The 23227-nt window shown below is 65.9% G+C and carries 15 protein-coding genes and 7 pseudogenes; 10 read left to right on the top strand and 12 right to left on the bottom strand.

Annotated features, from left to right (window positions below):
* Positions 1-347: 347 nt before the first annotated feature.
* Positions 348-1292 (bottom strand): phospholipase D family protein, encoded by a 945-nt coding sequence (locus tag HYG77_RS03690; RefSeq protein ID WP_208961865.1) that lies wholly within the window; start codon positions 1290-1292, stop codon positions 348-350.
* A 253-nt stretch (positions 1293-1545) separates the two neighbouring features.
* Between HYG77_RS03690 and HYG77_RS03685 the strand changes: the two genes are divergently transcribed.
* From HYG77_RS03685 to HYG77_RS03665, 5 genes and pseudogenes are all read left to right on the top strand, one after another.
* Positions 1546-1773: a hypothetical protein gene (locus HYG77_RS03685; RefSeq protein WP_109335662.1), complete on the top strand. Its 228-nt coding sequence runs from the start codon at positions 1546-1548 to the stop codon at positions 1771-1773.
* A gap of 128 nt (positions 1774-1901) precedes the next feature.
* Positions 1902-2072 carry a hypothetical protein gene (locus HYG77_RS03680; RefSeq protein WP_208961864.1) on the top strand — a complete coding sequence of 57 codons (171 nt, stop codon included), beginning with the start codon at positions 1902-1904 and terminating at the stop codon, positions 2070-2072.
* 168 nt (positions 2073-2240) lie between these two features.
* Positions 2241-2630, top strand: a complete 390-nt coding sequence (locus HYG77_RS03675; RefSeq protein ID WP_208961863.1) for a hypothetical protein — start codon at positions 2241-2243, stop codon at positions 2628-2630.
* Positions 2627-4552, top strand: a pseudogene (locus HYG77_RS03670) (hypothetical protein). Before HYG77_RS03675 ends, HYG77_RS03670 begins: the two are co-directional and overlap by 4 nt.
* A gap of 71 nt (positions 4553-4623) precedes the next feature.
* Positions 4624-5348: pseudogene (locus HYG77_RS03665) on the top strand (hypothetical protein).
* A gap of 215 nt (positions 5349-5563) precedes the next feature.
* Here the strand turns inward: HYG77_RS03665 and HYG77_RS03660 are convergent.
* From HYG77_RS03660 to HYG77_RS03645, 4 genes and pseudogenes are all read right to left on the bottom strand, one after another.
* A pseudogene (locus tag HYG77_RS03660) lies at positions 5564-6034 on the bottom strand (helicase associated domain-containing protein); the annotation flags it as partial.
* Positions 6035-6380: 346 nt separating this feature from the next.
* Positions 6381-7342: pseudogene (locus HYG77_RS03655) on the bottom strand (phosphatidylserine/phosphatidylglycerophosphate/cardiolipin synthase family protein).
* Between the two features lie 216 nt (positions 7343-7558).
* Positions 7559-8731 (bottom strand): ATP-binding protein, encoded by a 1173-nt coding sequence (locus HYG77_RS03650; RefSeq protein ID WP_208961862.1) that lies wholly within the window; start codon positions 8729-8731, stop codon positions 7559-7561.
* 647 nt (positions 8732-9378) lie between these two features.
* Positions 9379-10625, bottom strand: a pseudogene (locus tag HYG77_RS03645) (IS256 family transposase).
* A 625-nt stretch (positions 10626-11250) separates the two neighbouring features.
* On the opposite strand from HYG77_RS03645, the pseudogene HYG77_RS03640 reads away from it, so the two are divergent.
* Positions 11251-11829, top strand: a pseudogene (locus tag HYG77_RS03640) (alpha/beta hydrolase); the annotation flags it as partial.
* Between the two features lie 92 nt (positions 11830-11921).
* On the opposite strand, the gene HYG77_RS39425 reads toward HYG77_RS03640, so the two are convergent.
* Complete coding sequence (locus HYG77_RS39425) at positions 11922-12290, bottom strand: hypothetical protein (RefSeq protein WP_244373445.1); 369 nt, start codon at positions 12288-12290, stop codon at positions 11922-11924.
* A gap of 224 nt (positions 12291-12514) precedes the next feature.
* Between HYG77_RS39425 and HYG77_RS03630 the strand changes: the two genes are divergently transcribed.
* Positions 12515-12838, top strand: coding sequence for a hypothetical protein (locus tag HYG77_RS03630; RefSeq protein ID WP_208961861.1), 324 nt, complete (start codon positions 12515-12517; stop codon positions 12836-12838).
* Positions 12839-13088: 250 nt separating this feature from the next.
* A pseudogene (locus HYG77_RS40910) lies at positions 13089-13339 on the top strand (hypothetical protein); the annotation flags it as partial.
* Between the two features lie 69 nt (positions 13340-13408).
* On the opposite strand, the gene HYG77_RS03625 reads toward HYG77_RS40910, so the two are convergent.
* The 6 genes from HYG77_RS03625 to aceE all read right to left on the bottom strand — a co-directional run bounded on the left by HYG77_RS03625 (position 13409) and on the right by aceE (position 21865).
* Positions 13409-14842 carry a carboxyl transferase domain-containing protein gene (locus HYG77_RS03625; protein WP_109329098.1) on the bottom strand — a complete coding sequence of 478 codons (1434 nt, stop codon included), beginning with the start codon at positions 14840-14842 and terminating at the stop codon, positions 13409-13411.
* A 94-nt stretch (positions 14843-14936) separates the two neighbouring features.
* On the bottom strand, positions 14937-16187 hold the full coding sequence (locus HYG77_RS03620; RefSeq protein WP_109335018.1) for a KasA/KasB family beta-ketoacyl-ACP synthase: 1251 nt from the start codon (positions 16185-16187) through the stop codon (positions 14937-14939).
* A gap of 8 nt (positions 16188-16195) precedes the next feature.
* The gene (gene acpM, locus HYG77_RS03615; RefSeq protein WP_109329100.1) at positions 16196-16507 is read right to left on the bottom strand and encodes a meromycolate extension acyl carrier protein AcpM; all 312 of its coding nucleotides are present in this window, start codon (positions 16505-16507) and stop codon (positions 16196-16198) included.
* Positions 16508-16615: 108 nt separating this feature from the next.
* Positions 16616-17533, bottom strand: coding sequence for an ACP S-malonyltransferase (locus HYG77_RS03610; RefSeq protein WP_208961860.1), 918 nt, complete (start codon positions 17531-17533; stop codon positions 16616-16618).
* Positions 17534-17660: 127 nt separating this feature from the next.
* On the bottom strand, positions 17661-18932 hold the full coding sequence (locus tag HYG77_RS03605; protein ID WP_109329104.1) for a helix-turn-helix domain-containing protein: 1272 nt from the start codon (positions 18930-18932) through the stop codon (positions 17661-17663).
* Positions 18933-19012: 80 nt separating this feature from the next.
* Entirely contained in the window at positions 19013-21865 is a 2853-nt protein-coding gene (gene aceE, locus HYG77_RS03600) for a pyruvate dehydrogenase (acetyl-transferring), homodimeric type (RefSeq protein WP_109329106.1), read from the bottom strand.
* 226 nt (positions 21866-22091) lie between these two features.
* Between aceE and HYG77_RS03595 the strand changes: the two genes are divergently transcribed.
* Together HYG77_RS03595 and HYG77_RS03590 are read left to right on the top strand one after the other, a co-directional pair.
* Positions 22092-22625, top strand: coding sequence for a hypothetical protein (locus tag HYG77_RS03595; RefSeq protein WP_109329108.1), 534 nt, complete (start codon positions 22092-22094; stop codon positions 22623-22625).
* A 165-nt stretch (positions 22626-22790) separates the two neighbouring features.
* Positions 22791-23216 carry a DUF3052 domain-containing protein gene (locus HYG77_RS03590; protein ID WP_109329110.1) on the top strand — a complete coding sequence of 142 codons (426 nt, stop codon included), beginning with the start codon at positions 22791-22793 and terminating at the stop codon, positions 23214-23216.
* The last annotated feature ends 11 nt before the right edge of the window (positions 23217-23227 follow it).

Below are 23227 nucleotides of genomic sequence, written 5' to 3'. Positions count from 1 at the left end.
CCGTGGCCGCGACAGCAGGCGAGGATAGCTAACACCGCTACGCTAGCTAGCAACGCAATGGAGAGTTGCATGGGCGGCAATGCTGGGCGCCCGTCTTGTGGCTCATGGGTATTGACCACCCTGGCAGTGACTTCTCGTGGCGCGTGGATAGTGGTGGAGCCGGTCGACGGCATCGACGGAGACTGTGTTCGCCGTTGAGGGAGAAAGCAGCAGTTACACGCCAGGCATTGTCGAGTACGAGAGTTCGCGGACGAGAACGTTGTCGAGTTCTGTGCAGACCTCGAAGCATTTCGAGGAGAATGGGCGGTTTGGTGTTGGTGCGCAGCTCATTTCGTGTCCGTGTCCGCTCAGAGGTCCCATAGTGCGAGCAGCGCGGTCCGCAGGCTGGGGGAGCGGACGTAGTGATCGGTCCGCAGCCGTGAGCCGGGGTGCCCGAGGTCGGTGAGCGCCTTCTCGGCGTCGGTGAGGGGCACGGGTGGCAGGTCGGTGCGGGTGCGCAGGAAGAACAACATCGCTCCGCCCGACCGTGGGATCCGCATCGGATCGGAGATCACCACGGCCGGCGGGTAGATCCATTCGTCGCCGGTGTCGACGAAGACGATCACGTCGCCGCGCCGAATGGTGCCGGGTGTGTCGAGGCGGAGCGAGTCGAGCTGGTACTTCACCACCGGGCCGCCCGCGGCGTTGTGGCGGCCCCGCTGGTTGTCGAGGACCTGTTGTTCGGTGTCGGTGGGTTCGTAATCGACGGCGTGTTTGACGAACATCCGGCGCACCGGGGTGGGCAGGAAATCTGTTTCGGTGCGGACGCGGCCGGTGACCCCGGGCAGGGGGACGGCGCGGCCGATCTCCCACTCGAGGATCGCGTCGTCGAGGAACACCTGATCGACCTCGGTGATCTCGTCGAGGCTGTCGATGAACGTGCGGACACCGGCGACGATGTCGGGGTCGTCGGTGATGATCACGGCGTCGTCGGCGAGGGTGGAGTTCTCGGACGCGTTCGCCGACCCGATCACCGCCCGGGTGTTGGTGGCGATCACCTTGGCGTGCAGGGTCGGTGATGACAGCACCCGCACCCCCTTGTTCAGGTAGTAGGTGAGGGCGGCGGGGGAGGTGGCGTGCGCCCGGAGAGCGGCCTTGGAGGCGTTGACGACCAACAGGTCCCCGGCGCGCAGCGGGAGCAGTTCGGGTGCGTCCTGGCCGAGGTAGCCGATTGCGGCGTACCGGGCGCCGCGGGTGCGGATGGCGCGGGTGATGTGCGGCCACGGGCTCGGCCCGTGGAAGGTGGTCCCCATACCGACAGACGGTAACCGGCGCGCCTTGGGTGTGGTGCCGGTCCCGGCAACGCTAAAAGAAGCTGAAGGGGGGCGCCGCCGGTCCGTCGCTCCCGGCGCGCGTCGACAGTCGCGTGGAGCGGGCTGACCGCGGTCGCCCCAAGTGCAGCGATTCGACCGAGTCTCAGCTGAGGAAAATGTGTCCGTACCGGCCACAACGGTCGGTCCAGCACTCTTACGCTGTGAGCACCACGACACCAGCGAGAGAAGGATCATGAGTTACGAAGCGATCTACGACGGGGTCCGCTATCCGCTCGCCGACGCGGCCGCCGCGCACGGCCTCGAGGACGCTGTCAGAGGCATCTTCGAGAACAACGGCAACGGCGGATTCGTCGGTTTTGTCAGCCAAAACTCGACGGTACGCCTGCTGATTACACCGGCGACTCCGATTGCGATTCGCGGCAGTGACGAGCCGAACCCGAGCATCGTCTACCGCTGGTAACCCCACCCAGAGCCGATACCCCCACGGACCGCGACGGTACCTGGCGTCCTCACCGATCGAGGTGTCACAACACTTTCCGCAACGATCCACCGGTCAGCAGAAGGAGGATAGGGTGCCCAGCCTCATCTTTGGGCGGCGTCACCTACGGCATCAGCCCCACCAGATTCGAGGCCACCCGCGAACTGCTCTCCCGCTTCGCCGAGGGACACACCATAGGAGTGACCATGTCCCTCACCCACGGCGGCGCTCGACACCACCTCTACATCACACCCGGGGTGCCCATCACGCTGGTGGAGTGACGAGTCCGGCCGATCATCGACTCCGGTTTCGCGAGAAGGCGCGTAGTCCAGGGACCGTGCGTGACTCCGTGTCTCGGATCCCTGCACACACCGTACTGACCTCTACTTGCATTTATGCAAGCAAGTTCGCGCGCGTAGATGCGTGCAAGCAGGCACGTAGTGGGTAGGATGACTGAAACCGAAGTAGCACGGGCGAAGACGAGTGGGTGGGTGGGTATGGCGAAGACGGGAAATGCCGGGGGCGGTGCCCGCCGCGCGACCGGGGGCGGGCGCGGCGGTGCCGCTCGGTCGGGGAAGGAAGGTCCCGATCAGGGCGTCTCGGGGTCGGGAACGCCGAGTCCGGAGTTGACGGTGAAGCTGGAGCCGCGGAAGGGGCCGACGAAAGTTCCGCTCAACACCCGGGTCTTGGCCTCGACGGAGGCCCGGTTGAACTGGCTGGTGAACCACCGCCAATCCACGGTGACCAACGTCGTGGACGTCGCCCTGCAGGAATTCTTCGACCGCTACCGCGTCCCACCGGCCGATCTCGACGGCCGGATCGCCGAGCAGGAGTCATGAGCTCCCCGTGGGAGCAAATTCCCCTGTTCACACTGCCCGACACCACCCCGACGACGCCCCCCGAATCCTGCGAAAAAGACGGTTCCCCCAACTCAACCGATCAGGCGGGTGTCACCGACGAGGCGGGCTCCGAACCGGCGGTTGCCACACACCCTGAATTCCACGAGCAGGGGGACGCTGACTCGCACGAGCGGGGGGACGTCGCCGAAGCTCCTACGAGCCCGGGGTCTCCCGAGCTGGTCAGCGCTGAGGCCGATGGCGACGTGGCCGACCCGCGGGTGTGGGAGGCGCTGCCGGCGGGGGAGGCCGCGGATGGGCATGCGTTGATCGTGACCGCGGCCGGGACGTATACCCCGTCGGGGCGGGAGCTGACCGGTCCGGTCGATTCACTCGAGAAGCTGGACAAGCTGATTCGCTGGGCGTCTTTGACCCCGTTGGGTGCACCCCGCACAGATCTGGGTCGTCGGGGTGGCTGCGTGTGAGCTACTCGGGTGGGTCATCGATCCGGGCAGTGAGGACGACGTCGACGACATGGAAGCGTTGCGGACCCGCGCCGCATCCGAGTTGACCGCCACCCTCCACGCCACCCTGCCCCCGTTGCTCGGTGCGGGGTGGGAGCTGCGCGGGGAACCCGGGCATGTGGTGCACCTGTCCCGCACGATCGGGAACTTCACGTCGATGGTCGATGTGGTGATCGAACCGTATGTGTGGACCTATTGGAACAAGGACTTCGGCTGGCACAACCGGGTCGGCGATATGGGTGTCCTCGGCTCACCGACAGCGGGAACCTATCTTCCGGACGACGACCTGTCTGCGGCGCGGGAGTTGGGTCGCCGGCTGGCATGGTGCGCGCAGCATCTCGGGGTGCTCCCCGGGCCGACCCCGGCCCGCACCGGCGCCGCGATCATCGACAAGATCAAACGCGAACGCACCCGCAGCGGTAAGGGCATCGTGGTGACGACCGCGGGTCCGGTGCCGCCGCTCGACGGGGCGCCGCGTGGGGATCTCGAGCCCGCGGTCGGCTGGACCCGGATCCCGGAGGCGAGTGATCTCGAGGATGCGGACCGGTTGGTGTCGATCGACCAACGCGCCGCCTATTTGGCCTCGGCCGGGATGCTCGAACTCGGCTACGGGCAACCGAAGCATCTGACCGGTGGGGCGGCGGCCGCCGCAGCATCAGGGGAGAAGGGCGCCCCGTTCGGGTTGTGGCGGATCACCCTGCCCGCGGGGCAGACCTTGTCGCTGCCCGAGAAATTGCCGTTGCCGCACCCGCACATGCTCGCCGATCAGCCGGTGCAGACCTGGGTCACCACCGTCACCCTCGATGCCCTTCGGGAGCCGGTCGCGGACGGTGGGATCGGCGCCGATCTCGACGACCTCGACATCACCGAGGCGTGGGTGTATCCGCAGCAGGGGCGGGTGCTGGACAAGTGGGCGAAGATCCTGCGCGAGGCCCGCAAGACGGCGGTGGACACCCGGGATGCGGCGATGAAGGGGTTCGTCGGTGCCTGCTACAAGGGGTACATCGGGCGGATGGTGAACTCGGACATGTGGACCGCGACCCGGATGCAACATCACCACCAGCCGTTGTGGCGGGCGTCGATCATTGCGCATTGCCGGTGGCGGGGCCGCCGCGTCGCGATGCGCATCGCCCGCGAGCACCATCGTTGGCCGGTCCGCACCGTCACCGACTCCTGGGTGTACCTCCTCCCAGGTGGGAGGACATTGCCGACCCGAGCGGCGCGCTGGGAAAGATGACGGTGGAAAAGGACGTGGCCCTCACCGACACCCTCCTGCACGCTATGGCCTCGGCGGCGGATGTGCACGAGGTGAACCTGGCGATCAAGGCCGCCTTCGCCGACCACGAGGACGCCGACGACCACGAGGACGCCGCCGACGACGAACCCGAGGGGGTGCTCTGATGGCCCTGCATCTTCCCAAACCCCGCACCACGAAACCGGCCCAATAGGCGGTCGGGCTCGACGGCCTCAAAGTGTCCGTCGCCAACGCTGCGACTAGTGGGGTGGAGAAGTCGAAGCAGGTCAAAACCGGGGACTGGCCGGACTGACCAGCAAGGTCTCCGTCAAGCAGTTGCGCACCGAACTCGGCAACGAGGGTTTACGTCAGGCGGCGATCGATGCCGGCCGCACCCCGCCGTCGGACCGCACACTGCGCCGGTGGGCGCAACAAGGCCGGATCCCGCATGCGGATGTGCTCGAGCGGGCGCAGCGGCGGGCGGCGATCGAGCGTCTCGGTGGTATCGATGCGGTGGCCGCGAAGATCGGACGGTCTCGCTCGGCGGTGTCCCGGTACCGGTCGGGGGAGACGAACGAGTTACGTGCGGACGCGAGCAAGAAACTCAAAAATGTTCGGGCCGAGGACATCATGGCCCGGGCTGGGGTGTTACGCCCCGATGGAACACCGAAGACCGCGGTCATCCGGGTCAAGGGTGGGGTGATGGTCCGCAACGGTGCCGACGAGGGCTACGACTACCGGGTCCGGACCCTGGACTTCGCGAACTCCGACACCCCGTTCACCCCCGAGGAGTCCCGTGAACTCGCCGCCGCGCTGGCGAATGATGATCATGCCCGGGTCGTCGCCTTGCTCGAGCGGCATGCCACCCTCGACTACCCGGAGAACAAGGGCTTCGACAGATACAGCGACCAATTCGGATTCCACTTCGACCACATCGACTCCGTCCACATCGACTGGATCTGACAGTTCCTCCACTTACCCCGGCTGGACGCCGGAATTTTACAGGGCTGCTGGATATTTCAGGACGCTGTGTCCCTCACCTTGACCAGGGTGTGGCCCCGGCCAGGACAGCGGTCTGCCCACCACGTGGGTCAACTACCACTGTCCGCCGGATGGAGGGGCGAGCGCCCATTGGCGTCCGGAGACAAGGGCGGTGGGATGTCTATCCGGCAGGCCTTGCTGGTTCGTGGGCCCCGTGGGCGTGGGCCGGGGAGACCCGAGGGCGGCAAGTGGACGCCTCTCGTCGTCGGGCAATGCGTTGGCTCGCCACTTCTTCACCGCCCGGTAGAGCCACTCGCCTACCTGTTCACCGTCGGCGGTGACATAGTTCGCGGGAACGAGTGCGTCGCCGTGCTCTTCGCGGTAGGCGGCGATTTCGGCAAGCATCCGTCGCCGCTTGCCGTCGGCCGGTGACACGGCAGGAAGAGGAAGATCGTCATCACTCCACACGAACCGATCGTATCGAGTTGCGCAATGCGTTGGGGCGGAAGGGTACCGAGCATACGGGCAACCCGCTGGCGGTCCTGCCAGAGTCCCAGACGAAAACCGCATTCGGTGACATAGTCGACGGGCACCACGATTCGGGGGTGATGCCGGCGAAACGCAGCGTAGAGCTGCAGAGCTGAGGCCGAGGACCGGTGTGCTCGCATCGAGATCGCATCCTTGTGGAAGCCGTCAGGCGTTGTCCAGATAGCCATTAATTCGAGTATGTCAATCAGATTGACGATCTGTCACGGAAGTCGATACGTGTTGGTTGCAACGCGTCAGGTAGTGAGAACGGGTGGAACTCACAGCTGATCGCCAGCACGAAGGACCCGTCGCGCTCGCGCACCGGAATATCGAGGTCCTTGGCCTGGTCCCCCGGTACATGGAAGCGCTCCCGTGTCCTGGCGTTGGCCTGATCACTCCAGCCCGTGCCCGCGGCGATGTCGGTGCGCCGTCACTGTCGGGGACATGTCGTATTTACAGGTCAAGCCCGGAAACCTCCGGATCGGGTCAGAGGTTCCAGAGTTGGAGCAGCGCGGCCCGCAGGCCAACGGAGACGATGCGATGGTCGGTGCGCAGCCGCGGGTTCGGGTGCCCGACGACGGCGAGCCGTACTTCCGCGTCGGTCACCGCGATCGGCCCCAGGTCAACTCGGGTGCGCAGTTGGTACGCCACCGCTGTGCGGGTGCGGGATCGTGATCGGGTCGGAGTCCACGACCGCGGGCGGGTAGAGCCAGTCGTTGTCGGCGGTGACCTGGAGCAGAACGTCACCCCGCTGGAGTCACCCGCGGCTGCGGCCGCCGGGGGTGTCGAGGCGAAACCATTCGAGCTGGTACTTCGCCGACGGCCCCGCAGACGTGGTGCGGCGGCTGGTGTGGGCCGCCCGCTCCTGTTGTTCGGCGGGGCCGGGTTGGTAGTCGATGATGTGCCACAGGAACATCCGAATTACCGGGGTGGGCAGGAAATCGGGTTCGGCGCGCATCCGGCCACCTAGTCCGGGCAGGGGTACGGCCCGGCCGATCTGCCAGATGGCGTGGCGTTGTCGAGGAACACCTGGTCGACCTCGGTGATCTCGTCGATACCGTCGACGAACTGCCGCACGGCGGCGACCGCCTCGGGATCACCGGTGATGACCACGGCCTCGTCGGAGATCGTGGAGCTGTACGAGGCGTTGGCGGAGCCGATGACCGCCCGCCTACCGGTGGCGATCACGTTGGCGTGCAGGTTCGGCGACGACAGCACCCTCACACCGGCGTCCACATAGTGCGCGAGCGTGAGCGCGATCGGGGAGGTCGCGTGTGCGCGTACCGCGGCGAGGAAGGCGTTGACGACGAGGACGTCCCCGGCACGCAGCGGCAGCAAAGTGGGTGCGTCCTCACCGATGTGGGCGATCGCGGCATGCCGGGGCCTGCGTGTTCGGATCGCGCGAGTGATGGCGGCCAGAGGCTCGGCCCATGGAAGGTGATCCCCATACCCGAAAAGGGAAGCGGGTGACCGCTACGGACCCGATTGACCCCGCACCAGCGAGGTCACCATCTCCTTCGTGAGGTGCGTGTGACTGCCGTAGGAGGACATCTCCGCAGCGGTCTCGGGGTATTCCTCCGCCGACAACACTTTGACTCTGCGGCGTGCTAATGAGAGTGCTGTCAGCGAGTGGGATATCCGAGTGGGCGCGTGAGTACCGGAGTTCAGGCGGTGGGCTGGCGACGAATGAAGTCGGCCATTCCCGGGACGGTGAACGCGATGCGACCGTGTTCGGGCGACCAGATAAGACCCTTTTTGATGGCGGAATCACGGACATCGCTGACCGCGGTCGTCGCCACACCCATGGCTGCGGCGACCTTCCCGGACCGGGGCGTGGGTTCCCCGGTTTCGGCGATGGCGCGTAGGTACCGGCGCTCCCGGTCGGTGGCCCGGGTCCACCGGGACGGGAAGAACCCGTCATCGAGTGCTCGACGGCCTTCCTCGACCGCGAGGTGGGCGTCCTCGATATCGAAGGGGGAGGCGGGGGCGGTGTGCCAGATCGCCTTGCCGAACTCTTGCAGGAAGTACGGGTAACCGCCGCTGGCTTCGACGACGATCTCGAGCGCGTCCGGGGTGAACGCACCCCCGTGTGCCTCGACCGGGACCCGGAGCGCGTCGGCGGCATCGGCCGCCGAGAGGGGTCCGATGGTCCGGTAGGAGAATTGCCGTTCGGCGTAGGAGCGGCTGTCGGCGAGCACCGCCGGCAGGCTGGGCAGGCCGGCGCCGATGACGAAGAACGGCCATTCCCGTTGGCTGGCACGGTGTTGCACCGCGAGCAAGGCGCCGAGCAGATCGGGGTCGAGGTCCTGCATTTCGTCGATGAACAGTCCGAACGCGGCACCCTTCTTGCGCATGACGTCGCTGATCGCCTCGACCAACTCCTCGAGGTCGAGGTCGATGTCTCCGCTGGCAGCCCGCCCGCCGAGAGCGATTTCGATCTTGGCCGGGCCCAGCCCAACTCCGAGAGTGAACCCGCGGGCGAGGGAGACGAGATCGTCGATGACCTTGTGGAGTTGATGTTTGCGGCTGAAGCGGCGCAGACCGACGGCGAGTTCGTAGCCCAGGCGGGCGCGGACCGCAGCTATCCCGGCCTCGTTCGGCCGTGCCTCGATGTTGATCGCCAACCATCCCTGCCGCTCGGCGTGCTCGGCCAGGGTATTGAGCAGGGTGGTCTTCCCGACCCCACGCAGGCCGGAGAGCACCATCCCGCGGTCATAGTTGCCTGCCTTGCTGCGGGCGACGAGCAAATCGAACTCCTCGCGCTCCCGGTCCCGGCCCTCCAGAGCCGGTGGCCGCAAACCTGAGCCGGGTTTGAACGGGTTCAGCGCGGGATCCATATCGACAACTATAGACGTTTATGGGAAAGTGTCCATAAATACTTATAACTAGCTATAGCTGCCTATAGGTCGGCCCGATTTCCGCTGCTGCGGGTGCCGTTAACAACGGCGGATCCCTCGCCGATCCGGAGACGCATATTCTCCGGTCCGTCGAGCAGCGGTGGGGAGAGGGGGAGCCGCAGCAAAGCGGCAGTTAAGACGCATAAACGGGTTGTCGACGCGGCCGGGAGTCGGGACCGAATCCGGCGCAGGAGCGAGTTGAAAGACACTTGATCAGTCGGTGGTGCCGACGTCAGTGGTGCCGATCGCGGTCGTCGCGCACCGTAACCAACGCGGTGCGGACATGCCCGAATACGTCGGCCGAAAATCTTGCTTCCGCGCTTGTCCTGACCACCGGCCCAAGGACCTGCTTATCGCCCCAACCCCGGCACGGGGTAGTCCCTGCTCCTCTTGGAGTATTACCCGCGTGTCCTGAAAACCGGCTTCAGGTTCCGTTGTTTACCGCGGTAAACAACGGATAAAACGGACAGCTCGATGTCGCGGCCCGCGTACTGACCCATCCGGACGGCGCACGATAGTGCCCCGTGGAGTGGTGGACTTCGGATCGGCACGCGGTACGCATAGCGATCAACGAGTCGCGGTGAATACTATGCTGTTCCGCTCGAGCCGGTCAACGACAACGCCGGCTCGGTAGCGTGTCCCTTCGCGGCGATCACCGCACGGAGCTCGTCCATGCTCACATCCGAGACGTAGCGGCGGGTGACCTGCCATTCGTCGTGCTGCTCGATCACCACCGCGGTCGCCAACCGCAGGAACGCGGCCGGGTTCGGGAAGATCTCCACCACATCGGCTCGACGCTTGATTTCCTTGTTCAACCGCTCAATTGGATTGTTGGACCAGATTTTTGCCAATGCGCCTTCGGAAACGCGGTGAAGGCGAGCACATCGTGCTTGGCGGCTTCCATCAACGCCGCAACCTTCGGGAACGAACCGGTGAAGGTATCGGTGACCTGGTCCCACTGCGCGGCCACGTCGACCGGATCGGTGTGCGAAAAGATCGTCTTGACCGCCGCCATCACCGGCGGCACATGCTTGGCCGCCACTGCCGATCGGATGTTACGCATGAAATGAACCCGACACCTCTGCCACGATGATCCCGCGAACTGCTGCATCACAGCAGCTTTGAGACCGCTGTGCGCATCGGAGATCACCAGATGCACCCCCGACAGACCACGGTCTTTGAGGCTGGTGAGGAACTCACGCCAGAACTCGTAGGATTCACTGTCGCCGACCGCGGTACCGAGGACCTCGCGGGTGCCGTCGATCGACACCCCGGTGGCGACCACCAACGCCTGGGACACCACGTGCGCACCGACCCGGACCTTACAAAAAGTGGCATCGAGGAACACGTACGGAAAGCTCGTGTGCGTCAGGGTGCGCTCCCGGAACCGGGCGATCTCGGTATCGAGACCGGCGCAGATCCGCGAGACCTCCGACTTCGAGATTCCGGATTCGACCCCCAATGCACCGACCAGGTCATCGACGCTGCGAGTCGAGACCCCGTGCACATACGCCTCCATCACGACCGCGTACAGGGCTTTGTCGATCCGCCGGCGCCGTTCCAGCAAGGATGGGAAGAACGACCCGGACCGTAGCTTGGGGATCTTGACCTCGACATCGCCGCTGGTCGTGGAGACGGTCTTGGTGCGGTGGCCGTTGCGGTGGGTGGTGCGGGTAGCGGTGCGTTCGTAGCGGCCGGCGCCGAGCTTGTCGGTGGCTTCGGCTTCGATCAAGGCCTGCAGGCCGGCGCGGATCAGTTCGGCGAACACGCTGGCGCTGTCGGCGCCGGTGAGTGCGTCGAGTTGGGCGAGCAGTGCAGAATGGTCGTGGGTCATCGCGTAGCTCCTGGTAACGAGTCACTGTGAGAGGTAACTCGTTGATCACTACGCGATGGCCCACCCTTTTCGAGGGAGCGACACGCCCGGACCTGGCCGGATGCCGTCAGCCGATTCCCACCACTCCCTGGGACTTACCCCGGCGCACCGCCTCGAATCACACGGTGCGCGTCCTGCAGCAAGTGCGGCGGCTCGAGAAGGTGAGATCGGATATGGCTTCTATTCCTGGCCCCACGCCCAACCAGCCCAAACCCTGTTGGATTGCTCCCCTAGATTCGCGGGAGGGAGGCGAAGGCGGCGTCGGCCGGACAGGCAGTGTTCGAGCCCGACGACTATCGACACCATTCGCGGTATTCGAAAAAAACTGGCGCGAGATGGGTGTGGCGTGGACTCGGCGACGAGTGGGCCAGGCTTGCGCGGGAGACCGTCGACCGGAACGGTGTCAGTCCGCCTCCGATTGCAGGCGCCAGAGGATCAATGTGCGGACGTGGCCGAGACGGCGCCCGCGATTCATCGCGGGCCCGGACGACCGCCTCGTAGCTTTAGGGTTCGGTGCTGGTGGGGCCGAGAAGGCCGAGGCGAGTTCCCGTTAGTCAACTTCGGTTCACTGATCGGTGCCTGCCGTGTCGTGGGTGCCTCGATGGGCGGGATGACGTAGTTGATCGGGCAAGGGGAAAATCCGGAGCTCGCTTGCGGTCTGGTCTTGGTCGATATCGCGCCGAAGGTGGAAACGGCCGGCACCGCGGAAATCATGGACTTCATGCGCAGTGGCCTCGACGGTTTCGAAAGCCTCGACGACGCTGCAGCGGCGATCGCGGCGTACACCCCGAACCGCGTCCGCAAGCCCAACCCGCAAGGGTTGCGCAAGAACCTGCGTCTGCGTGAGGGCCGCTGGTATTGGCATTGGGATCCGGCGTTCCTACGCCAGGGTGACGAACCCACTCGCCAAGCCGACTCGATCATGCGCTACGAACGCGCCCGGGACGCCGCCGCGGCAATCTCCGTACCTACGATGCTCGTCCGTGGCAAGCAATCCAATGTGGTCAGTGAAGAAGGCGCCAAGGAGCTGCTCGAGCTGATTCCGGCCGCCACGCTGATCGATGTCGCGGGGGCAGGTCATATGGTTGCCGGCGACGACAACGATGTCTTCAGTGGGGGATTGAAAGAATTTTTGGACGAAGACGTCACCGCATCGCGTCACTGATGATGCGGGTCGAGGCACTCGCATGAAACGCCAGAAGGGTGATTCGGGTCAATCTGGACGTCGACCTGTAAACGCATCAGCCTTGGTGGGGTTCACAGGTGCGCGAGAATGGGGAACAGGGCGATCGCGGAGACGGTGATCCCCGCGGCGCCGGCTACGACGCCCAGTAGGGCCCGCAACGATGCCGCCTCGTCATCGACCACCGCGGACCGCGAGGTGGCGACCACCGCGGACCGCGAGGTGGCGACCGCGCCGCAGACCACCGCGGCCACTCCCAGAAGGAAGCCGAGTCCGACCACCCAGAACGACGCAACCGACAGGGCTCCAGAGCGATCGACACTGCGGGCAACCGCGAGCCATGCTGCTTTCGGTTCTCGTTGTCGTCGATGGAGGAACACAGGCGGGAGACGGCGACGGTTGGTGCAGGTAGCGGACACCGAGCTGGTATCCGCCGATGTCACCGCGTTCGCGCAACCGGCTGGCGGGGCCCAGCCGGTTGCTGTCGCGCGAACGTAGCGAGTCGGTTGTGTGCTGGCGCATTTGGGTGGCCACCGTCCGCACGATGACGGCCGACTGCTTAGGCGGCGGTTCGATCGGATGGTTCGTGCAGGTCGGGTCGCGTACCGGGCTGGTCGGTGCTTATGCTCGATCTCGGGAGTTTCGCCGAGCGAAGAGGTGCAGCAGCATGGCTCGAAACAGCGGCGGCCGGCCGGTCGGTGGCCCGGAGTTGACGGTCGGTGTCCGGGTGCTGGTCCGCAGGAGCGTCGGGGCCGATCTCACCGGTGAGGTGGTCGAGGACTATGCGGCGGTGACCGATCCTGGCGGTGGTGGGCACGAGTGGGCGCCGGTGCATCGGTGGGCGGTCACGCTCGACGACGGGCGGCTGGTTTTTGCCGACACCGAAGACCTGACCATCGATCCGGGCTTCCACCACTCCGCCCCGAACCCGAACCCGAACCCGGGCCCGGATTCGGGGGTGCGGGCACCCGGCCGACACCGGGGAGAGTGAGCGGCGGTAGCCGCTTCGTGGCCGGTTCTGGGCGGCGTCAGGCATCGTGCACACGAATTGCGCTAGTAGTCAGTCGATTACATGCATGACGCGGATGAGGTCCTGAAGGGTTACGTTGATCTCACGCATGATCTGTCGGGGTATTCCTTAGTCGTGGCATAGCCGCACCGGACGTGATTCGCGTTGTGGTGTTGTTCGGAACGGGGGCTTCTGGCTTACCGTGTCGGGTATGAGGGGTGATGAGGCTCGCGTGGCCCGGGACTTCGCGGGGTGGTGTCATCTCACGGGTGGATGGTCCGTACCGATTCGGATGTCGTGGCCATCGTTGCCGAGAAGGATGGCCGCCGGCTCTACGCCGAGGTCGAGGGTGCGTCCACCGCGCCGGGGTTGGATGTCGATACCGCGATCGGGCAGTTGGTGCGGCGGATGCCGAGCGAGGCGGATCAGTCGGTGTTGTTTGCGTTGGTCGTGCGGGACGAGCCACGTTCGGTGGACGCGGCGGGGGTCAGCAGAGCATTCAAAAGGCCCCCACCGTGCGGTGGGGGCCTTTCCGATGTCAGTACATTCGGATCAGAGCGGGATGTTCTTGTGATCGCCGCGATGCGCGGGGGCGGCCGCGAGGGCTGCGGTGATGACGCTGCGTGTCTTGGCCGGGTCGATCTCCTCGTCCACCACGCCGATCGCGACGGCGCGATCGACACCACCGGCGATGCTTTCGTGCTCGACGGCCAGACGCTCGTGCAGCGCCTCACGCTCTTCTTCGGGCGCGGCGGCGAGGGCGCGCTTGTGGAGGATGCCGACAGCAGCCTTGGCGCCCATCACGGCGACCTCGGCGTCGGGCCAGGCGTAGACGGCGGTGGCCCCGAGCGCGCGAGAGTTCATGGCGATGTAGGCGCCACCGTAGATCTTGCGCGTAACGACCGTGACCCGGGGAACCTTGGCCTCGGCGAAAGCGTGGAGCAGCTTGGCGCCGCGGCGAACCACGCCTTCCCATTCCATGCTGACGCCGGGGAGGTAGCCGGGGACGTCGACGATGACGACGAGGGGAATCCCGAACGCGTTGCACAGGCGTACGAAACGCGCCGACTTCTCCGCACTTTCGGAGTTCAGGCAACCGCCGAGGCGAAGCGGGTTGTTGGCGATGACGCCGACCGTGCGGCCGCCGAGGCGGCCCAGCCCGGTGACGATGCTGCGCGCGTAATTGCCCTGCAGCTCTTCGAAGCTCGACTCGCCTTCGACGTTGTCGAGTAGTTCGTGCACGATCGGGCGAACGTCGTAGGCGCGCTTGGCCGACTCCGGCATGAGGGCGCGGAGATCGGTGTCACCGTGTTCGGCTGCGGCCTGGTCGAATTCGCCTTGCTCACAGAACATCGACACGAGGCGGCGCGCCCGATGCAGGGCATCGGCCTCGTCGTGGGCGGCGATGTGCGCCACACCCGACTTCTTGGTGTGGGTGTCGGGGCCGCCGAGGGACACCATGTCGACCTGCTCGCCGGTGACACTGCGCACCACGTCGGGGCCGGTCACGAAAACGCGGGCCTCGGGCGCCATGATGACGATGTCGGTGAGGGCGGGGCCGTATGCCGCTCCGCCGGCGGCGAAGCCGAGTACTACGGAAATCTGGGGGATGCGGCCGGAGGCACGCACCATGGCCTCGAAGACAAGTCCGACGGCGTGCAGTGCCTCGACGCCTTCGGCGAGGCGCGCACCACCCGAATGCCAGAGCCCGACGATGGGGGCATCTTCCTCGAGGGCGGTGTCGATCGCCGTGACGATGTGCTTACAACCTTCGACTCCCATGGCACCGCCCATGACGGTGGCATCGGAGCAGTAGGCGATGGTGCGGACACCGTCGATGTTGCCGGCCGCAGCCAGCACACCGGACTTGTCACGCGGGTGCAAGGGGACGACGGTCCCGGCATCGAACAGCTTCTCCAGACGCGCAAGGGGGTCGCGCGGATCGACTGACGCATCGGACTTCGTTGCGGGTGCCAAGATTGTCATCGCGTCCTCCTTGTAGCGGCCCTGAGGGGCTGTCGATGGGTGGAGACCCCCTGAAGAAGGAGGTCTCCACCCGCGATCTAGCTGGACCGGCTTGTCAGACCCGGCCGAAGGCGAGCGCGACGTTGTGCCCACCGAAACCAAACGAGTTGTTGATCGCGAACTCGATCTCGCCGTAACGGGCTTCGCCCTTGACGACATCCAGATCGATTTCTGGATCCTGATTCTCGAGATTCAGCGTGGGCGGAATGACTCCCTCACGCAGACTCAGGACCGTGAGCACCGCCTCGAGCGCACCGACGGCGCCGATCGAGTGCCCCAACGCGGACTTCGGTGCGTACACCGCAGCATGATTGCCGACAGCAGCCTTGATGGCGTTCGCCTCTGCTGTGTCACCGATCGGCGTGGCCGTGGCGTGCGCGTTGATGTGCTGGATGTCCTTCTTCGTCAACCCAGCAGTCTCGATTGCCCTCGTCATGGCCCGCGCAGCGCCCGAACCCGAAGGATCGGGAGCGACGATGTGGAACCCGTCGGAGGTGATTCCCGCGCCCAGCAGACGGGCGTGGATGGTGGCACCGCGAGCCTTGGCGTGCTCCTCGGTCTCGAGAACCATCATTGCGCCGGCTTCACCGAAGACGAAGCCGTCGCGATCCTTGTCGAACGGCCGCGAAGCCGCCTTCGGATCGTCGTTCCGCGTGCTCAGCGCACGCATCATCGCGAAGCTCGCGATCGGCACGGCGTCGAGGTAACCCTCCACACCACCGGCGACGATGATGTCGGCGTCACCCATCACCAGCATGCGGTACGCATGGGCGATGGCCTCGGAACCCGAAGAGCAGGCCGAGACGGGGGTGATGACCCCGGCGCGGGCGCCGAGTTCGAGTCCGACGGTGGCCGACGGACCGTTGGGCATCACCATCTGCACCGCGAACGGCGACACCTTGCGGTAGCCGCCGGCCTTCATCTTCTCGACTGCGTCGATGAGAGCCTCGCCGCCGCCCAATCCGGTGCCGATGACGACACCGAGTCGGTCCTTGTCGACCTCTGGGCTGCCGGCGTTCTCCCAGACCTGACGGCCCAAGACGAGCGCCAACCGCTCGACGAAACTCATCCGGCGAATCTCGACCCGGGACAGCGACTCGTCGGGCGACACCTTGAGCTTGCCACCGATCGTCACCGGAAGGTCGTTCTCGGCGACGAAGGGCTCCTGGATGGTGTCGATGCCGCTCTCGCCGGCCAGCAGGCCCTTCCACGTGGCATCCACATCACCAGCGATCGACGTCGTGGCCGCGAGGCTCGTGACGACGATGTTGGGGAACTGTTTCCCGTTGGTCGAGGCGGAAGTCACGGTTGAGCTCACTCCTCGTCGTTCTTGGCTGCTTCGAGCTTGGCCTTTACGGCGTCAGCCTCGGCGCCGCCTTCGGCTTCGAGCTTCTGGATGTAGGACACGGCGTCACCGACGGTGCGCAGGCCTGCGAGATCCTCGTCGGGGATCTTCACGCCGTACTTGTCTTCGGTCTGAACGGCGATCTCAACCATGGAGAGGGAGTCGATGTCGAGGTCGTCGACGAAGGACTTTTCGATGGTCACCTCGGAGGGTTCAATGCCGGTGACCTCCTCGATGATCTCCGCGAGTCCGGCGATGATGTCTTCCTGGGTGGCGGCCACTGAGTGGCTCCCTTCTGATTCGGTGTAGATGTATCTGGAGTTGTGCGGACGCGTCCCCATCGGCCGCGCCCGCGGGCCCTGCACGCACCCTGAGGTGCGCGCAGCAAACTAGCCGACTTGTGTGAGTTCGGCCAGCGCGGAGATATCCCCCGGGGTCTTGAGTGCCAGAGTCGGCGTACCGCGCATTTCACGCTTGGCGATGCCGACCAGGGTTCCAGCTGGTGGAAGTTCCGCGATCGCGGAGACCTGAGCGGTCCGCAGACTCGCGGTGCACAGGTCCCAACGCACAGGTCGGGTCACCTGCGCAGCCAGCTTAGTCAGTGCGTCGGCTCCGGATGCGACCGGTGCGCCGTCGGCGTTGGAGAGCAGTGTGCGAGTGGGTTCGTCGGGCTTGATCTTGGACGCCGCTTCGGTGACGGCTTCCTGGGCGGGTGCCATGAACCGGGTGTGGAAGGCGCCGGCGACGGGGAGTGCGCGCACCCGTGCCTTCTCCGGTGGGTTGGCGGCGAGTTCTTCGAGCGCGGAGAGCAGACCCGCTGCCACGATCTGGCCGGCAGCGTTTCGGTTGGCCGGCTCGAGGCCCAGCTCTTCGAGGCGGGCGAGGACCACGGTTTCGTCGCCGCCGAGGACGGCGGACATTCCGGTCGGTTCGAGTGCGCAGGCCTTGGCCATCTCTGCGCCGCGGATCGCGGCGAGGGCGACAGCATCGTCTGTGGAGAGCACACCGGCGATAGCCGCCGCGGCGAGTTCCCCGACCGAGTGCCCGGCCGCGATGGCGTCGGCGGGGATCACACCGCGGGTGTCGAGCTCCTCGAAAGCGAGCAAGGCGGCGGCTACGACGAGAGGCTGGGTCACCGACGTGTCGGTAATCTCCTCTGCCGTCGCTGTGGTGCCGAGCCGGACCAGATCGAGGCCGGAAGCCTTCGACCACAGTGCGACACGGTCATGAGAACCCGGCAGCTCCAACCAAGGAATGAGCATGCCGGGAGTCTGAGAGCCCTGACCCGGGGCGAGCAACGAAATCACTCTTCAAGAGAACACCGTCAGGTACGTACTGCGAGATGTCGTTGCGGATGAACCTTTGTCAGCGGATTTGTTGGGTTCCCACAAAATTGCACGTGGGCCCCTCGCATCGAAATTGGACAACCGTTCGTTACAGCGCTGGTTCTCCGAATGGGAAGCCTGTGACTGGTGTTAAACGTGTGATGGGTTCGTTATGGGAACGTGTCAAACGACCGACTGTGGCGGCCACCCGAAGCACGTACGCATCCCTCGGATTCGTCGGATCACGCCCCGTAACTTCGGCGATTCGCTTGAGTCGATACCGCACAGTATTTGGATGAACAAACAGCTGCCGTGCACAAGTCTCAACCGCACCTCCACAGTCGAGATAGGCGTCCAAAGTGTCCGTCAGGACCCCGCCCGCGGCCGCAAGCGGCGCGACTAGATGTTCGTTGAGGGCAGTGACCGCCGCGTTGTCACCGAGCAGCGCGCGCTCGGGGAGAAGCTCGGCGGCGTGGACCGGCCGGGGCGCACCCCGCCAGCCCGCTACCGCCTGCATCGCGGCCAGCGCCTCGACGGCACTGAAGTGGGCTGCGCCCAGCGTCGGGGTGGTCGGACCGATGATCACCGGCTCTTCCGAGAACTTGCCAAGCAGATCCGACATGAAACTCGAGTGCCCCGACCCCTCCTGTAATTCACCGCTGACCACCATCACCAGGCGGGAGCCCTGCACGACGGCCAGCGCCGCACGGCCGTGTTTCTGCGCAATGGTGTGCACCGTCCCGACCACGGACACGCGCTCGTCCTCCGGCGGTGTGCCCACGATCACGGTGGCGGGCGCGGTCGCGTCCCAGTTGAGGGTGGCCGCCCGCGACAACATGTCGGACCCGGTGTCGCCCCGGACGACCGCATCGACGACGAGTGCCTCGAGCCTGGTGTCCCAGGCGCCGCGGGATTCGGCGGCGCTCGCGTAGACGGAGGCGGCCGCGAAGCCGAGCTCGCGGCCGTACCGGAGCACGGCCTCGGTCAGTGCGATCAACTGCTGGTCGTTGCGGGCGAGGGCGGGAAGCCACTGCTCGAAGAATTCCATGGCCACCCGCACCATGTCGACCGTTTGCCGGAGAGTGAGTCGGCGGGCCAGGTCCTGGGGGATGACCTGGAAAGCGTCGAGGCTGAAGCGGATATCGCTGTCCGGGTCCTTGAGCCACTCCAGAAAGTTGACGACCGCCGTCTGCACGAGGAGCTGCACGTTGGAGCGTTGAGCGGCATCGAGGTCGTCGAAGAAGGGCAGTTGATCCTGCATGGTGGTGACGGCCTCGGTGGAGAGGCGGCCGGAGTACTGCTTGACGCGGCGCAGGAGAGCATCGGGCAACGGATCTCTGGGCTGTCGTCTGCGGGAGACCATCGGGCTCTGCTCGACCATGGTCAAGAACCTACGCTCACCGCCGCCCGAGATGTCCGACGGACACCCGGGCGGCGGTGAGGCGAGGAACTATCTGTCGGTTACGCGCTTCCGGTGTCGGTGTAGGACACCTCCGCGGCGCCGACCTCGTCGATGCGGTACCTCGACGCAGCCTCGACGGCCTTCGACCGGTCGACCGCTCCTTCCCCGGCGAGCGCGCTGAGGACGGCGACGACGATCGATTCGGCGTCGACGTTGAAGAATCGACGCGCGGCCGGACGGGTGTCGGAGAAGCCGAACCCGTCGGTGCCCAGGGTGGTGTACGAGCCGGGGACCCACTGACGGATCTGGTCGGGGACGGCGCGCATCCAGTCCGAGGCGGCGACGAACGGGCCGGCCGCATCGGAGAGTGCCTGCGTGACGTAGGGCAGTGGTGCATCGTTGCCCGGGTCGCGCAGTGCCTGCTTCTCACACTCGACGCCGTCGCGGCGCAGCTCGCCCCACGACGTCACCGACCACACATCGGCGGCCACACCCCAGTCGTCGGCGAGGAGGTCCTGCGCGCGCAGAGCCTCGGGCATCCCGACGCCGGAGACCAGGATCTGAGCCTTCGGGCCGGAACCTTCCGACTTCTTGAACAGATACATGCCCTTGAGCAGGCCCTCGACGTCCAGATTCTCCGGCTCGGCCGGCTGCGAGTACGGCTCGTTGTACAGGGTGATGTAGTAGAAGATGTTCTCGCCACCGAAACCGTCGACACCCTCGGTGCCGCCGTACATGCGGCGCAGACCGTCCTTGATGATGTGCGCGATCTCATAGGAGAACGCCGGGTCGTAGGCGACGGCCGCCGGGTTGGTCGACGCCAGCAGCAGCGAGTGTCCGTCCGCGTGCTGTAGTCCCTCACCGGTCAGCGTGGTGCGGCCGGCGGTGGCGCCGAGGACGAATCCGCGCGCCATCTGATCCGCTGCTGCCCAGAGCCCGTCGCCGGTGCGCTGGAAACCGAACATCGAGTAGAAGATGTACAGCGGGATCATCGGCTCGCCGTGCGTGGCGTACGAGGTGCCGACTGCCGTGAACGACGCGGTCGACCCCGCCTCGTTGATGCCCTCGTGCAGGATCTGCCCGATCTCGCTCTCCTTGTAGGCGAGCATCAGTTCGGCATCCACCGCCGTGTACAACTGACCGTTGCGGTTGTAGATCTTCAGCGACGGGAACCACGAGTCCATACCGAACGTGCGCGCCTCGTCGGGGATGATCGGCACGATCCGTTTGCCGATCTCCTTGTCCCGCAACAGTTCCTTCATGATGCGGACCAGTGCCATCGTGGTTGCGACCTGCTGCTTGCCGGAACCCTTGCGCACCACGTCGTAGGTCTTGTCGGGCGGCATCGGCAACGGCGCGACGTTGGAGCGACGTTCGGGGAGGAACCCGCCCAGCGCGCGGCGACGGTCGAGCATGTACTGGATCTCGGGTGCGTCCTTGCCCGGGTGGTAGTACGGCGGCATCTTCGGATCTCGCTCGAGCTCCTCGTCCGAGATCGGGATGCGCTGCAAGTCGCGGAAGTTCTTCAGGTCGTCGAGAGTGAGCTTCTTCATCTGGTGGGTCGCGTTGCGGCCCTCGAAGTGCTTACCGAGGGTGTAACCCTTGATGGTGTGCGCGAGGATCACCGTCGGCTGGCCCTTGTGTGCCATCGCGGCAGCGTAGGCGGCGTAGATCTTGCGGTAGTCGTGACCACCACGCTTGAGGTTCCAGATGTCCTGATCGGACAGGTTCGCGACGAGTTCCTTGGTCCGCGGATCGCGACCGAAGAAGTGCTCGCGCACGTAGCCGCCGTCGTTGGCCTTGTACGTCTGGTAGTCACCGTCCGGGGTGACGTTCATGAGATTGACCAGGGCGCCGTCGCGGTCCGCATGCAGGAGCGCATCCCACTCGCGTCCCCACACGACCTTGATGACATTCCAGCCGGCGCCGCGGAAGAAGGATTCGAGTTCCTGGATGATCTTGCCGTTACCGCGGACGGGGCCGTCGAGGCGCTGCAGGTTGCAGTTCACCACGAACGTCAGGTTGTCGAGACCTTCGGTGGCGGCCACGTGGGCGAGGCCACGCGATTCCGGCTCGTCCATTTCGCCGTCGCCGAGGAACGCCCACACATGCTGATCGGAGGTGTCCTTGATGCCGCGGTCGTGCAGGTAGTGGTTGAACCGGGCCTGGTAGATCGCGTTCATCGGGCCGAGACCCATGGACACGGTCGGGAATTCCCAGAAGTCGGGCAGCAGCCGCGGGTGCGGATACGACGGCAGGCCGCCACCCTCGTCGGCGTGGGAGGCCTCCTGACGGAATCCGTCCATCTGCTCGGCCGGAATGCGGCCCTCGAGGAACGCGCGGGCATAGATGCCGGGGGAGGCGTGACCCTGGATGAAGATCTGGTCGCCACCACCCGGGTGGTCCTTGCCGCGGAAGAAGTGGTTGAAGCCCACCTCGTACAGGGCCGCAGAGGACGCGTACGTGGAGATGTGGCCGCCGACGCCGACGCCGGGACGCTGCGCGCGCGTCACCATGATCGCCGCGTTCCAGCGGATGAAGGCGCGGTAGCGCCGCTCGACTTCCTCGTCACCGGGGAACCAGGGCTCGTTCTCGGTGGGGATGGTGTTGACGTAGTCGGTGGATGTCAGCGCGGGAAGAGCGACGTGCTTCTCGCCGGCGCGTTCGAGCATGCGCAGCATCAGGTATCGCGCGCGGGTCGGACCGGACCGATCGAGCAGTCCGTCGAACGATTCCAGCCACTCAGTGGTTTCGTCCGGGTCGATGTCGGGCAGATACGACGCGACACCCTCACGGATGACGCGAACGCGGCCGTCGGAGCCCGGGGTCGCACTGGGGGAAGGTTGGGCCGCTCCGGCGCCGGGTGTGGCGGAATCCGGTTGAGACGCGGGTCCCTGGATCAGGTCTGACAACGTTGCTCCTCATTGTGGTGGGACGCGCGGTGTGGCGTCCTCTCCATGTGATCGGGACCTTGTTAGGTCCGACCCATCTCCTTTATGAAATATGGCGCAACCCCCATCTTTCCCCATCGCGACGCAGTCGGCACACTCCGCTCGGGTTACTCTCCGGTAGCGTTTGCGCAGTTACGGGGCCTGGCGGTTCACTTGTCGGGGGGTCGTCGTGGAACAGGGGAGACGAATGCGCGCCGGAACCGAAAGAGCAGCCCTGCTCGGCGTTGCCGCCGCGGTGATCGGACTCGCCCTGGTCGTGGGTTGCTCCGCTCCTGTGGAGGGTCACCCACAAGAGAACCGAGCGCAGGCGGCCGAGTACGCCGCGGAAGTCACGTCGTCGATGGCGGCAGCGTCGTCCTCCCAGAAGGCCGCGGACGAACTCGCCGCACTGGAGACGGAATGCGCGCTGTTCCTCACCCGCGCCGGCGACACCATCGACTCGTACAACGCCTTCATCGATGCGGCCAACACCGACGCCGCGGACGCCGGCGCGAAAGCCGCTCAGGCCGTAGGGGCTCTGCGTTCCGCGGCGGACCGGGCCGAGGAGGCTGGCCCGGCGTTGCCCCCGGATCTGGCGGGTCTCTTCGTCGACTACGCCGCCACGTATCGCGACCTCGCCTCCGCGGTCGAGAGCGGCGAGCGAGGCGACTATCTGAACACGCTGGCGGGTCGTGGGGACGAACTCCGCGACTCGATTCGGGCAGCCTGCCCCACTTCCTGAGCTCCGCACCGTAGGCTCGGTCGATGACCACGCGGCACTTTCTCCACAATTTTCGCGTGGTCGGCTTGCGCGAAAGCGTCCGAGCATGTTCGCTTTCACCTAATTGATCTTCATTCGGCCGGTGTTCGGGTACCCGAGCACCGTCAACAAAAGGAGGACCCCACCGTGGTCGCCGCGGCGGACGCCCAGAACTACGCTCAGAAACTCGGGATCACTGCTGACATGGCAGTACAAGAACTGGGCTGGGACGAGGACACCGACGACGACCTGCGTGCCGCGGTCGAGGACACCATCGGTGGAGACATGCTCGACGAGGACTCGGACGAGGTGATCGACGTCGTGCTGCTGTGGTGGCGCGACGAAGACGGCGACCTCGTCGACGCCCTCATGGACGCGATCGGCCCGCTGGCCGACGACGGGTTCGTGTGGGTCCTCACCCCCAAGACCGGCCAGCCCGGTCATGTGGAACCCAGCGAGATCGCCGAATCAGCCCCCACGGCCGGGTTGACCCAGACATCCGCGGCCAACCTCGGAGACTGGACCGGAAGCCGCCTGGTGCAGCCGAAGTCACGCCCCGTGAGCAAACGCTGACCCGCCGGAAC

This window comes from Rhodococcus sp. ZPP (genome assembly GCF_017656075.1).
GTDB lineage: Bacteria > Actinomycetota > Actinomycetes > Mycobacteriales > Mycobacteriaceae > Rhodococcus_F > Rhodococcus_F oxybenzonivorans.
This window is presented reverse-complemented; position numbering and strand designations above follow the sequence as displayed.

Bases quoted from the DNA above. Each gene is read 5' to 3' on its own strand.
- HYG77_RS03690 (WP_208961865.1), bottom strand. From the start codon at position 1,292: ATGGGGACCACCTTCCACGGGCCGAGCCCGTGGCCGCACATCACCCGC.
- HYG77_RS03685 (WP_109335662.1), top strand. From the start codon at position 1,546: ATGAGTTACGAAGCGATCTACGACGGGGTCCGCTATCCGCTCGCCGAC.
- HYG77_RS03675 (WP_208961863.1), top strand. From the start codon at position 2,241: ATGACTGAAACCGAAGTAGCACGGGCGAAGACGAGTGGGTGGGTGGGT.
- HYG77_RS03650 (WP_208961862.1), bottom strand. From the start codon at position 8,731: ATGGATCCCGCGCTGAACCCGTTCAAACCCGGCTCAGGTTTGCGGCCA.
- HYG77_RS03630 (WP_208961861.1), top strand. From the start codon at position 12,515: ATGGCTCGAAACAGCGGCGGCCGGCCGGTCGGTGGCCCGGAGTTGACG.
- HYG77_RS03625 (WP_109329098.1), bottom strand. From the start codon at position 14,842: ATGACAATCTTGGCACCCGCAACGAAGTCCGATGCGTCAGTCGATCCG.
- HYG77_RS03605 (WP_109329104.1), bottom strand. From the start codon at position 18,932: ATGGTCGAGCAGAGCCCGATGGTCTCCCGCAGACGACAGCCCAGAGAT.
- HYG77_RS03595 (WP_109329108.1), top strand. From the start codon at position 22,092: ATGCGCGCCGGAACCGAAAGAGCAGCCCTGCTCGGCGTTGCCGCCGCG.